General features: G+C 50.0%; 10 protein-coding genes. All 10 read right to left on the bottom strand.

The window, feature by feature from the left end:
- Nucleotides 1–102: 102 nt before the first annotated feature.
- The 10 genes from ACRTGH_RS02230 to ACRTGH_RS02275 all read right to left on the bottom strand — a co-directional run bounded on the left by ACRTGH_RS02230 (nucleotide 103) and on the right by ACRTGH_RS02275 (nucleotide 12,126).
- Nucleotides 103–2,169: an alkyl/aryl-sulfatase gene (locus ACRTGH_RS02230; protein ID WP_368847092.1), complete on the bottom strand. Its 2,067-nt coding sequence runs from the start codon at nucleotides 2,167–2,169 to the stop codon at nucleotides 103–105.
- Nucleotides 2,170–2,500: 331 nt separating this feature from the next.
- On the bottom strand, nucleotides 2,501–3,127 hold the full coding sequence (locus ACRTGH_RS02235; RefSeq protein ID WP_368847091.1) for a TM2 domain-containing protein: 627 nt from the start codon (nucleotides 3,125–3,127) through the stop codon (nucleotides 2,501–2,503).
- A 44-nt stretch (nucleotides 3,128–3,171) separates the two neighbouring features.
- Nucleotides 3,172–6,228 carry a type I restriction endonuclease subunit R gene (locus ACRTGH_RS02240; RefSeq protein ID WP_368847090.1) on the bottom strand — a complete coding sequence of 1,019 codons (3,057 nt, stop codon included), beginning with the start codon at nucleotides 6,226–6,228 and terminating at the stop codon, nucleotides 3,172–3,174.
- 233 nt (nucleotides 6,229–6,461) lie between these two features.
- Nucleotides 6,462–7,442, bottom strand: coding sequence for an Abi family protein (locus ACRTGH_RS02245; protein WP_368847089.1), 981 nt, complete (start codon nucleotides 7,440–7,442; stop codon nucleotides 6,462–6,464).
- A gap of 85 nt (nucleotides 7,443–7,527) precedes the next feature.
- Nucleotides 7,528–8,103 (bottom strand): restriction endonuclease subunit S, encoded by a 576-nt coding sequence (locus ACRTGH_RS02250; protein WP_438474567.1) that lies wholly within the window; start codon nucleotides 8,101–8,103, stop codon nucleotides 7,528–7,530.
- An 11-nt stretch (nucleotides 8,104–8,114) separates the two neighbouring features.
- A complete protein-coding gene (locus ACRTGH_RS02255; RefSeq protein ID WP_438474569.1) occupies nucleotides 8,115–8,843 on the bottom strand; it encodes a restriction endonuclease subunit S in 729 nt (242 codons plus the stop codon).
- The gene (locus tag ACRTGH_RS02260; RefSeq protein ID WP_368847087.1) at nucleotides 8,840–9,850 is read right to left on the bottom strand and encodes a type I restriction-modification system subunit M; all 1,011 of its coding nucleotides are present in this window, start codon (nucleotides 9,848–9,850) and stop codon (nucleotides 8,840–8,842) included. Before ACRTGH_RS02260 ends, ACRTGH_RS02255 begins: the two co-directional genes overlap by 4 nt.
- Before the next feature lie 109 nt (nucleotides 9,851–9,959).
- Nucleotides 9,960–10,886 carry a DUF4268 domain-containing protein gene (locus ACRTGH_RS02265; protein WP_368847086.1) on the bottom strand — a complete coding sequence of 309 codons (927 nt, stop codon included), beginning with the start codon at nucleotides 10,884–10,886 and terminating at the stop codon, nucleotides 9,960–9,962.
- Nucleotides 10,887–11,005: 119 nt separating this feature from the next.
- On the bottom strand, nucleotides 11,006–11,983 hold the full coding sequence (locus tag ACRTGH_RS02270) for a recombinase family protein (protein ID WP_368847085.1): 978 nt from the start codon (nucleotides 11,981–11,983) through the stop codon (nucleotides 11,006–11,008).
- Nucleotides 11,980–12,126, bottom strand: a complete 147-nt coding sequence (locus ACRTGH_RS02275) for a hypothetical protein (protein ID WP_368847084.1) — start codon at nucleotides 12,124–12,126, stop codon at nucleotides 11,980–11,982. Before ACRTGH_RS02275 ends, ACRTGH_RS02270 begins: the two co-directional genes overlap by 4 nt.
- Between the last annotated feature and the right edge of the window lie 348 nt (nucleotides 12,127–12,474).

Consider the following 12,474-nt stretch of genomic DNA (forward strand, 5'->3'; position numbering starts at 1 on the left):
ATGGCTTGACTTCTTAGATTCTCATGGCAATATCGACATACTCCCATTTGAGGTTTTCCTTTATTTAGCAGCAACTGGGCAGTGAGCCAACCGTTGCTGCTGTCACGGCTCCACAATATTGAACATGCCGGATTTCCGACCGAGCTCAGTCAGATTGGCCGCCAGTCTTTGCAGCAAAGCTGCATCTCCCTTGATTTTTGCCTTCCGGGCAAATGCATTATAATCCATGAGCAGCAGGAGCATCGTCTTGGAGCTGCATTCAACCGTCGTGTCCGCAGGAGCTTTTCCCGCATCCTCCGCATGGAGAAGGACGCCGTCCACAAGATAGGCTCTGTAATATTTGCCGAGATCTTCGATATGGAAAAGAATCTCGGCATCCCGGTTTGCCATAGCCTTCTTATCCAGCAGGATATCCATGTAGTCGAATGCCATCTCCGGTGTAAGCTGGCGCATGAGAGCACGACCAAATTCACCGCCGCTCCTGGGCCGTTTTGTCCTATTGCCCTTCCTCAGTTCAAGCGCACCGGTCAGATAGCAGTTGCGCCATGTGCCGGATTCTGCCTGATAGCCCAGCTGTTCGAGCGCGTCTGCACAGAGAAGTCTTGCCTCCCGATTGGAAGGATCTGCGAATACGAGCTGATTGGTGAATTCGGCAACCCACTGGTATTCCCCCTTGGCGAAATCCCGCCTCGCCTGCGCAAGGCAGGCGTCCATGCTGCCAAGCTCCAGATATTGTGCCATCTTCTTCGCGCTTTGCTCGGCAGGAAGCCTGCAAAGGTTCACCGGGTTGGCGTCATAGTAACCCATATATTTCTGATAGACCGCCATGGCATTGTGCGCCGGCGTCCCATAATACGGCCTTGTATACCAATTTTTAGAAAGCCGCTCCGGCAGCTGCAGCATATTTTCGATTTCCACGCCGTTATACCCCTGGTTGATATAGGTCAATGACTGATCATTGATGTACTTGTATACCGCAGCGGTATTCAGCATATAATCGCGGATGACCTCTTTGCCCCAATGCGGCCAGTTGTGCGACTGGAAGACAACCTCCGATCGATCGGCGTACCGCGACATCGCTTCCATGATATATTTCGCCCATGCATTTCCGTCGCGCACCTCAGCACCGCGCAGAGTGTACAGGTTATGGAGCGTTGCCGTGCAGTTCTCCGCAGCCCAGAGCGCCTTGTAGCGCGGGAAGTATATGTTCATCTCGGCAGGAGCTTCCGTTCCGGGCGTCAGCTGGAATTCCATCTCCACGCCGTCAATCGTGATTTTTTCGCCGGTCTTCTTTACCTCGTACGACGGCACGACAAAGGATACCGTCCCCTTGGACTGCCCCATGCCGATGCCGATTGACAGCGCGCCCGTCGGGGATTTGTCGATAAGCGTACCGTACTGATAGTTTGCACGCCTCCCCATGGCCTTGCCCGCATAAAGATTCTCTTCCACCGCATGGGTGGTAAATCCCTCCGGAACGATGAGCGGAATCTTGCCGCCTGCAAGCTGCTTCTCGATAGGAAGGGAGGCGTCCGCAACCGTTTTATCGTTCACGAAAGCTCCGACACCACCGAAATGGTCAATATGAGGATGCGAGATAATGACTGCTTTGATCGGTTTTTCCCCGAGATGTTGTTTGACAAGATCGAGAGCTGCCCCTGCACATTCGATGCCCATCGTCGTATCGAGTACGATCCAGCCGGTATCGCCTGTCACAAGGGTGAGATTCGCCATGTCGTACCCGCGCACTTGGTAGATTCCCTTTTCCACCTCGAAAAGGCCATAGGCATGGTTATTTTTGGCATTTTCCCAAAGGCTCGGATTGACGGTATCGGGACTCTCCGCTGCGTCTTCCAGAAAACCATACGCCTTCTGGCTCCATACGATATTGCCGTAGGCATCCTTGATCTCCAGCTTTTCAGGCGAGGCAATCCGCCCTCTTTGGGCAAATTCCGCTTCCTGTCTGTCAGCAAAATCCAACTGGCTGTAAACAGACTCGTTCTTTTGCCGGGTAAATTCCGTCGCACCCTTTGAATCCGGCGTCAGTTCCTCTGCCGCCGCGCCGCTTCCTGCTCCCGCTTCCATATCCGCCGCCCCACAGGGCGCGACAGCCAGCAGGATTGCAGCCGTCAGTGAAAGAATCACCTTTCCCGTTGCCTTCTTTTTCAATGTTTCTCTCTCCCCATATCGCATACCATACCAAAATCCGTTTCGCTGCGGTTCTTTCATATACATCCCAATATACATGGTACTTTAAAATGAACCGATAGGCTTATACTATTATATCATAAATTAGCTGCAAGAAAAGAACCGCTTGAAACGCAAGCTCTTGGAAAGCGATATGCCCACAGCGAATACCGTGGAAAAGTCTATCCATCTTCAACCGACGGAGTACATCTGCAAACTTCATTTTGTCGGTGCGTTCAAGCAAGCTGCCCCCGTCACTCCTCCACCAGCCCCATAAACATCGCGAAAAACGCCTTGAGCTTCGCAATGACACTCACCTTCCTCGTTGAAAATTCATAGCAAACAAATAAATACATTCATCCATAGAATCCTTTCGTACAGATTCCCATGGCGCTCCTTCTGCTTCAACCATTACATTTCCTGCCTGATCCAAAAACTCTCCTTTATGCGTCATAACCAAAATTTCGGACTTGCTTGTCTGAAATGTAACATGTGAAATTGCATATGTTATATTTTTTATCGGCATCATATTCTTGCCGGAAAAATTCAACTCAACTAGATAGGAACAATGAATCAAATTCTCTTCCTTGATAATGGATGTCACATCTACAAAATACCGTCCACATGCCATAGACCAATAAACATATCGCCATTTTGCATATTTATCATCCCATCTTTTTCGCGCCGCCGATTCCAAACATAACCCATCGCCATCTTTAAAACAATTTGTCAAAAGACGGACAACATCCACACATGTCCCTATTCCAAAAATCCCGGCAGTCAGCAGATACAGCAGACCTGTAACATACTGTCGAACATAAAACCTATGCAGTCCTGCAACACCAATGAATCCCAGAAGGCATAACCCTAGTGCTGTCTTTTTATCATAAGAGGACACTCGTTGTATTTGCATCCATAAGGGCATTTTCTTCTCATTCATAGCACCTGTCTCCTCTCATTTGATTCAAATGCATAGGTTCCCCCTCACTCCTCCACCAGCCCCATGAAAGTCGCAAAGAACGTCTTGAGCTTTTCGATGACGCCCGCCTTCTTCTCGGCGCGAGCGCCGCCGAAGCGGCGAACGGGCGGCAGGATCGTATCAATCGCCGTGCCCGTCGTCTTGAACCTGCCGTCGCGCAGCGCACTTCGGACGAACTTCTCCGTCTCCTCGGGCTTCAGCTTCTCCTCCTGCACGATTTTCTCAAGCGCCTTTTCCTTCTCCTCATCGACATAGGTGCGCCAGTCCTCCATCACCTTCGTACTCGTGTTGACCGTCGCAATGAAGCCGTCGATCAGCTCCTTCTTGCTCCGAAGCTCGGGACTTGCGCCGACCGCGCGGTCAATCGCGCCGATGATGCTCTGATCCAGGCCGTTCGATGCATGATACTTCTCCACGAGCAGAAGAATGTAGTCGATATTGATGTCCACCTGCCGGATCAATTCCAGCTCGAACACAACATCGTCGTTGATGTTCTCCTTCTCCGCATTTCCTGCACCCGTCATCTCGCGATGAATGTCCAAGTACATGCTCTGGTAATCCTGCAAATCGCGCGGCGGCAGAAGAGGATCATTTTCCTCAAAATCATCAAACGCCGTGAGAATGTTCCTGAGCCGCAAGATACTGCCGAAGACGCGCACGAAATCCTTCTGCGCCTGCTCGCCCAAGATCGGCTCACCGACAGCGAACTTCTCGCGCAGCTCCAGGATAAGCTCCGCATAGCCCTTGTGGTGACGGCCGCTCGCATCGTCATAGCCGTCGTAGTAGTCGCGGAAACCTCTCAGCAGTACGACGCTCTCGGCATTCTCATCACCGAAAAGCGAGATCGCATCGTCCGTCGCTTTCGCCAGATTGCGAAAAGCGACGATATTGCCAAACGTCTTGACCGAATTCAAAATGCGGTTCGTGCGTGAAAACGCCTGAATCAGCCCATGGTACTTGAGGTTCTTGTCCACCCAAAGCGTGTTGAGCGTCGTCGCGTCAAAGCCCGTGAGGAACATATTGACGACGATGAGCAAATCGATCTCGCGCTTCTTCATGCGCTGAGAAAGATCCTTGTAATAATTCTGGAAGGAATCCCCGTCCGTCGAAAAATTCGTAGAAAAACGCGCATTATAGTCCGCAATCGCGTCCGAAAGGAAGTCGCGGCTCGTGCGGTCAAGCCCCGCCGTATCAAAATCCTCATCGGGCAAAGCGTCCTCGGGATCGTCCTCGTTCGCCGCATAGCTGAAAATCGTCGCAACCGCAAGGTCGCGCCCCGCCGCTGCCAGCTGACGCTTGAACTCCTCGTAATACTTCATGCAGACAGGAATCGACGCGACCGCGAACATCGAATTGAACCCCAAGACGCGCTGTCCCTTGAGCGAATACGCCTTGCCGCGCATCGTCTTCTGATCGAAATGCGCGAGGATATATTCCGTCACGGCACGGATGCGTTCGGGCGCAGCGAGCGCCTTCTCGCGGTCAATGGCACGCACTTCCTTGTCCTCGATCTCCGCCTTGCTCTTCATCGTGTTGATGTAATCAATGCGAAACGGCAGCACATTGCCGTCGTTGATGGCGTTCACAATCGTATAGGTGTGGAGCTTGTCGCCGAAAAGCTGCGGCGTCGTCCGCGCCGAAGGCTTGCCCGCGCCCGACGCATTCGGCGCGAAAATCGGCGTTCCCGTAAAGCCGAAGATATGATACTTCTTGAACGCCTTCGCAATCGCCGTGTGCATATCGCCGAACTGCGAGCGATGGCACTCATCGAAAATCAGCACGACATGCTTGCCGTAGATCGCGTGCGTCTTGTTCTGCTTGATGAACATAGCGAGCTTCTGAATCGTTGTGACGACGATGCGCGCCGCATCATTCGCGAGCTGCCCCGCGAGCACGCGCGTCGACGTATTGCCGTTCGCCGCTCCCTTTTCGAAGCGGTCGTACTCCTTCATCGTCTGATAGTCAAGATCCTTGCGGTCAACCACGAAGAGCACCTTGTCAATATCCGGCAGTCCTGCGGCAAGCTGCGCCGTCTTGAACGAAGTCAGCGTCTTGCCCGAGCCCGTCGTGTGCCAGATATAGCCGCCGCCCTCGATCTTGCCCCAAGTCTTGTAATTCGACGCGATCTTGATGCGCGACAAAATGCGCTCCGTCGCCGCAATCTGGTACGGACGCATGAGCATCAGCACCTCTTCCGTCGTAAAGATCGAATAGCGCGTCAAGACGGCAAGCAACGTATGCTTCGCGAGGAATGTGCGTCCGAAATCCATGAGGTCCGTGATGAGGCGATTGCTCGCATCCGCCCAAAACGACGTGAACTCAAAACTGTTGCTCGTCTTCCTGCTCGCCCTGCGCCCCGCCGCATCCATCTCACGGATATGGCTCGCACGCGTCGTATTCGAATAATACTTCGTATTCGTCCCGTTCGAAATAATGAACACCTGCACATACTCATACAGCCCCGCACCTGCCCAGAAGCTGTCGCGCTGATAGCGGTTGATCTGATTGAACGCCTGGCGAATCTCCACGCCGCGCCGCTTCAGCTCCAAATGCACGAGCGGCAAGCCGTTGACGAGAATTGTCACATCGTAGCGGTTCGCATGAGCCGCCGTCTCTGCTTGAGCGCCCGCGCCGCCTTTCACCGCATATTGGTTGATGACCTGCAAACGATTGTTGTAAATGTTCTCCTTGTCGATCAGCTTGATGTTCTTCGTCGTTCCGTCATCGCGCCGAAGATTCTGAATGTAATCCGTCTGAATGCGCCGCGTCTTCTCTGCAATACCGTCGCCCGCAGGCGCGATTGACGCCTTGAAGAACCGCCCCCACTCCGCATCGCTGAACGCATAATCATTGAGCGCCGAAAGCTGCTCCCGAAGATTCGCGACCAGCTCCGCCTCGTCATGAATCCGAAGATACGTATAGCCTTCCTCTTTCAGCAGCCCGATCAATGCCCGCTCAAGCGCCGCCTCCGGCTGATACGCCGCATACGGCGCCCGCTCCTCGCGAACATACTGGGAGAGCACCGTGCTCTCTTCCGCGCTTGCAATCAGGTTATAGTACATGGTATCCCTCGTTTTTTTCGTAGGTTTCCTTCTTGTTATTCTCCTAATCCCTCTGTTATTCCAATATTCTATCTCGTATTTCGTGAAAGGGCTGCTTTTGTCCTGCACTCCCATCGTTTCGCCCCTACAAAAAAAAGAGAGCCAGATCTCTCCGACTCTCTCAAGTATGCGTCCGCAAACACATACCCCAATTTGTGTTCTCATTATACTACCGACCAGGAAAATATGCAAGCTTAAATATACGCTTTAAGTGCAGTCATTCGTGCAGATAAGTCCCTATGGATAACGATTGCTGCAACTGCGGGATTCACTGATTTGACGTAGTCATCCCTAATTTTCTCAAACGCTCTAACGAATGCTTTAATCTCCATCTTAGGCACATGCAAGATTTTTAGATAGTAGCACACGAGAATGATATAGTCGCCAATCGTCTTGAAATTCACATAGGACAGACCGATTTCTTGCAGCAAACACTGCTTCACAGCTCTATTGGGATCAACACTTCGAAAACGTGTATCAAAAACAACTGCGTTATGTGCGATTGCATTCCTTAAATCTTTTAACATGTAAATATACTTGTAGACAAGCTGCCGATCCGTATCATATGCCAAATTCAATCCGATTCTGCGGGAAATATCATCACGCACATCATACGTCAAACATGACAAAAGAAATCCAAAATCCCCCATTGTCATGATTTCAAAAAGCGCCCAAATAGGAACACCCGAATAATTCGCATTGTCATAGAAATGAGTTATTTTAGGATTTCCCCTTCGATATTCTTTTGCAAGACTCGACTGAATCGCATTTTGCAAATTAAGCTTTGCTTGCTGTAGTTTTCTCTTCTTTTCCACATTCGCTCCAACTGGCGAATTATGATATCCACTGACCGCACGATCACACATCACTTGGATGCTCTCCGACCTTACCTTTGTAAGAATCGCCTCCACCGCAATATTCTTGACTGCAGTTTCGATAAACATCACCTTTCCATACAGCAAAGATTTCAGAGCCGCATCGTATCGAATCGTCGCATATACCTCGCCATACGAAGTAAAAGGCAAACTATTTCCTGCACGATGAAAAAACCGATACCCTTTGTAGCCATGAAAATATCCTGTATTGATCAGTTGGCGTTTTTGCGTACTCCCAGAAACCGCTATGCCCTTGTCGCGAAGATGACGCATCAAACCATCCGTGGTTTTATAACTCATAAGAACCTCCTGCCATTTTCTATAAGCCTATTATACCAAATATATGTTCTTATAACAATACTCATAGAAACGACCTTTTCGCCAATCAGATGCGCTCTTCGAGCTTGCTTCTTGGAAAGGTCAGCAGTTTATCGCGGTAGTATTCGTATTGCTTCTTGCGTGCGACGATCTCAGCAGGGAGTCCGCTGGTGAGATCGTTACATAAGGCGTCGAAGCGGTCGAGGATATTCGCAATACTATTTTGAATTTCAAGTTTTGGTATTGCTATTTTCACTTTGTTCAATCGTTTCACGGACAACCCTGGTTGTGCACCTGCTGTTTTGTATTGACCAAGATTCATATTCACCAAAACATGAAATAAAAAGCGATTATTAAAATTCTTCTTCCCGTCAACAATCACAGCGTGTTCAGTCGCATAATACGGTGCCTTGGCAAAGCATATATTACCGCAAAGTGCGCCTTGTCGCCCAATCAGAGGTGCATCACTGTAATGATTCACTTCTTGAACATACCCACGAAGTCCATTACCACCATAACAAGGAGTTTTATAAACGTCGTTTTTCTGCTCACGAATACAGCTAGCAGATATTGCTGTTCCAGCTTTTAACCCACAAACCTCCCCTAGCGTTTTCCATTCAACATCAAACGTTTTCCACAACAACCCGAATTTACTTATTCTTTGTGCTTGTCTGTCTGTCTGTCTGTCTGTCTGTCTGTCTGTCTGTCTGTCTGTCTGTCTGTCTGTCTGTCTGTCTGTCTGTCTGTCTGTCTGTCTGTCTGTCTGTCTGTCTGTCTGTCTGTCTGAACGATTGTATCATCCGCACGGACAAAATTCAAAAGGCTGTCGCGGTAAAAATCATACTGCTTTTTCCGCAATGTAAGCTCTGTCATTAGTTGCTCTGTCAACTCCGCTGTAAGTTCCGTAAAATTGTCTAGCAATTTTACGATTTCATTTTGAATTTCCAATGGCGGGACGGGGATTGGTATTTCACGGAGGTCTTTCTGATTCAGCTTAGGTGGAACGCCTTTCACAAGATGATGAATTTTGACGGTCTGCATATAGTGGAATAAAAACCTTAACAAAATTTCTCCCTTTTCTTTCAAGATATGTGCATGATTATTAACCCATATCTTTCCGGTAGCCCAATGCACAACAGGAGTTTCTTGCTCAGTCAATACACTCCCATCCTCGCCAATCAACAAAAATGTACCGTCAAAAATAAAATCATCGACGTAATCTTGAATTCCATTAGCACCATAATATGGATATTGCCCTGTAACTCTATCTTTTTTTGTTACAGGTCGCCTATGACTATCTAATATAACGCAAATTTCCCCCAACTTCTTATATTCCACCCCATTCGGGCAAAGCTCTTCCATCAAATCCCTCAGCCTGCTCATAGCGCAATTCCCTCCTCGCCCTCGATCTCGGCGATGATCTTGTCGATTTCACGCCGCAGCACTTCTTCCCTTGCGACGATCTCGCAAATCTCTGCGTTGAGCGCCGCGATGTCGATGACTTCGCGCGTGTCTTCTGGCTCGACGTAAGTGCTGACGGAGAGGTTGTAGTCCTCGGCGGCGATTTCCTTGCCTTGAACGAGGCGCACCGTGTAGGCAACATCTGCGCGGTCAGTATACATCTGCAGGATACGCTCGATATTTTCCTGCGTGAGCTTGTTGTTGTTCGTGACCTTGATGCATTCCTTCGAAGCGTCGATGAAGAGCGTAGTCGTATCCGCTTTCGACTTCTTCAGCACCATAATACAGGTCGCAATACTCGTGCCGAAGAAGAGATTGTCCGGCAGTTGGATCACAGCATCGACGAAATTGCTGTCGATGAGATATTGGCGAATCTTCTTCTCCGCGCCGCCGCGATACATGATGCCGGGGAAGCAGACGATCGCTGCCGTACCGTTCGCCGCCAGCCAAGCGAGCGCGTGCAGGATGAAGGCGAAGTCGGCTTTCGACGGCGGCGCAAGCACGCCCGCAGGCGCAAAACGCGGATCGTTGATGAGCAGAGGATTTTCCTTGCCCACCCATCGAATCGAATACGGCGGATTGGAAACGATCGCCTCAAACGGCTCAAACGCATCATGCTGCGGATCAGTCAGCGTGTCGCCGCGCGCAATGTCGAAGTCATCGAAATTGATGTCATGCAGGAACATATTGATGCGGCAAAGATTGTACGTCGTGATGTTGATCTCCTGCCCGTAGAAGCCGTTTCGCACATTCTCCTTGCCGAGAATTTTGGCAAACTTCAGCAATAGAGATCCACTGCCGCAGGCGGGATCCATTGGCACGTCGTCTTTGATACAAGTGAACGATGCACCCAGATACCCCTTGAACGATGAACACGCCACCCTGTAACGATTATGCACAGGTGCATCCAGACGAGTATTCATCCGCATGGCACGCTCCTTCCCAGAACCTACAAAAAATTTCGATGCGTCAGATCGCCGTATTGATATTGCTCCATGCTGACCACCAATTCCCCTGACAAATCAGAACAAGCTGCTGTCATATGTATTTCTTGAACACTGCTTTCATTTTGAGCATGACATCAATCAGCCATTCAAACTGCGATGTCCACTCGCTTCGGTCTGCAAGAGACACACTTTTTTCAAGGACGATGCGGCTCGCCTTGCGCTCCGGCAGTTCTCGCCAATCAAAAGAAAAGCCGCATTCCCGCTCGATTGCGTCCTTGTTCTGTAGCAGGGAACAGAACATATCCTTGTCTTCATTAATATAAAGTTCCATGTCCAATTCGTCTCTTTTCTGTATTTGAGACACAACAAAATGGCAGGCAGACGATCCGATGCTGAAGTCCATCCAGTGATCTGTGGAGGGCTTTCTGCGCTTAAAGTTCTTTGCAAATTGTACGTTCTGGAAAGCGTAGTCCTGAAAAGCCACCCAATACTCGTACCTCTGCTGCTGCGTTGCACTGGTCATTTCGGTTTTCCTGACCTCTTTCGTCCAATCATTCGGTTTTTCAACGACCTCGAACTTGACGGCGGGCGCAGAATTACCGATGCGGTACAGTTTGATCTCGCAGAGGAAGAACCCGATTCTTTCATCCGTATGATTGTTCAGCCATTCGATTGCGGCCTTGTGTTCTTCACGCGCATACTTCACGACCCAGATAATGACATCCGCCGATTTGCCGGATGCATATGTAATGAGTTTGCCGAGGTGATCGTGATCCGTATCTCCCAGTTGGTTCTCGATGATGATTTTCCGCTCCGTCCCTGTCTCCGAGGCAAAAAGATCCACATGGAAATCCCCTACCGACGATTCCGTTTCATCCACCGTAATATCAATCCCCACGGCATCGGCGAGAAGCGCGATGTTGTCATCCTCCGAAAGCCACGGCGTGAAATCCGCAGCTTCGTGCGGCCACACCGTACGCAAATCCTTTATTTCCTCCAACTTGCCCAAATTCGCCATGGCTGAGCTCCTCCCTGCGTTTTCGTTCTCTGTTCTAATTCTGACACAGGACAGGGAGTTTTTCAATCCCAAAAGAAAAAGGCACCCGACCTAAGCCGAGTGCCTTTTTTCATTATATTTTATATTTCTGTGCCGTCCTTGAACGTCACGCGAATGTCCGTCTTGCTGTAAACTGTCATGAAATTCACGAGGCTTGCCCACAATTCCGTCTCGAATCTCGTAATCGGCTCCTGCGCCGCAAGCATCCGAATGAAATCCTCCATCTGCTTCTTTCGCATCTCTTTTCCCGAGAGCTCCTGCATCACCGCATCCAGTTCTGACCTCGCTTTTTCATAACGCTGCACCAATCTCTCGTACCTCTCGGCGTATTCGTTCTGATCGAGTGCAATGCGTGCATTTTCACTCACGTATTGTTCTGCCAATGCGGCCGTCTCTTCCACTTCTTCCCGAAGTTCCGTCTGCTTCTTCTCCAAGGCTGTATTCTCGCAAAGCATATGGATGACCGTCCGAAGGTTGGCTATGAGTTCATCCTTCTCCGCGAGCAGGATATTGACCGACCGAACGAATACGTCCTTGATTTCTTCTTCCGTAAGGTGCGGTGTACTGCAGATTTTCCCATTCCCATATTTGTGATTGCATCGATAGATCGTACGGCGATAGGCATCTGTCGAATGCCATACTTTTGCACCGTACCAGCTTTTGCACTCGCCGCATCGAATTTTGGAGGAAAAGATACTCACACCACTGTGGCGCGGCTCTGCCTTTCGTCTTGCCATCTCTGCCTGCACGCAGTCGAAGGTCTGTGGATCAATGATCGCTTCGTGGTTTCCTTCTACATAATACTGAGGGATTTCACCCTCGTTCTTCTTTGTCTTCTTCTGCAGAAAATCTACCGTAAATTCCTTCTGCAATAGCGCATCGCCCTTGTATTTCTCGTTTGTGAGAATGCTCCGCACGGTGCTCTGATTCCATTTTATCTTGCCGCCCGGTGTCCTCAGCTTCCTTTTTGTAAGCTCCTTCGCAATCGCATAGCAGCTCAGTCCGTCAAGGAATCGTTTGTAGATGAGCCGCACGACCTTTGCCTGTTCCTCGTTCACCACGAAACCTCGATCATAACCGAGGAATCGCTTGTAGGCGACACTTGCCTTGCCGTCGGCAAAACGCCGTCTCTGCCCCCATGTGGTGTTTCCAAGATGCTGCGGCTTTCTTCCTGAGCCAAGCTCGACATGATCGTGATCAAAAGCTCCGTCTTACCGCCAATTTTGATACAATCTAACGATGCACCCCCTATACCCGATTAACGATGCACCCCCTTGCACCCCCCTGCTTATCGTTAAGAGAGTATACGCCGTGAAGCCGCATAAATCAAGGCTTCGCGGCATAGTGAAAGGGGGTGCATTTGCACACCCTAGGTCGAGATTTTGCACACCCTAGCCAGAAAAACTGGACACGGAAATCTAAAAATCGGTCAGGGCTTCATGGCAAAGTCCGACGCCAAAGACCAGCGCCATATTCCTCGAAAGGCACAGTCCAGCATCGGCAAGAACCACGTCCTTAATTTTTGGAAACAACCTCTTGCTATTCCTTA

This window comes from Selenomonas oralis, from assembly GCF_051603425.1.
Lineage (GTDB): Bacteria > Bacillota > Negativicutes > Selenomonadales > Selenomonadaceae > Selenomonas > Selenomonas sputigena_A.

Bases quoted from the DNA above. Each gene is read 5' to 3' on its own strand.
- ACRTGH_RS02235 (WP_368847091.1), bottom strand. From the start codon at position 3,127: ATGAATGAGAAGAAAATGCCCTTATGGATGCAAATACAACGAGTGTCC.
- ACRTGH_RS02240 (WP_368847090.1), bottom strand. From the start codon at position 6,228: ATGTACTATAACCTGATTGCAAGCGCGGAAGAGAGCACGGTGCTCTCC.
- ACRTGH_RS02245 (WP_368847089.1), bottom strand. From the start codon at position 7,442: ATGAGTTATAAAACCACGGATGGTTTGATGCGTCATCTTCGCGACAAG.
- ACRTGH_RS02255 (WP_438474569.1), bottom strand. From the start codon at position 8,843: ATGAGCAGGCTGAGGGATTTGATGGAAGAGCTTTGCCCGAATGGGGTG.
- ACRTGH_RS02260 (WP_368847087.1), bottom strand. From the start codon at position 9,850: ATGCGGATGAATACTCGTCTGGATGCACCTGTGCATAATCGTTACAGG.
- ACRTGH_RS02265 (WP_368847086.1), bottom strand. From the start codon at position 10,886: ATGGCGAATTTGGGCAAGTTGGAGGAAATAAAGGATTTGCGTACGGTG.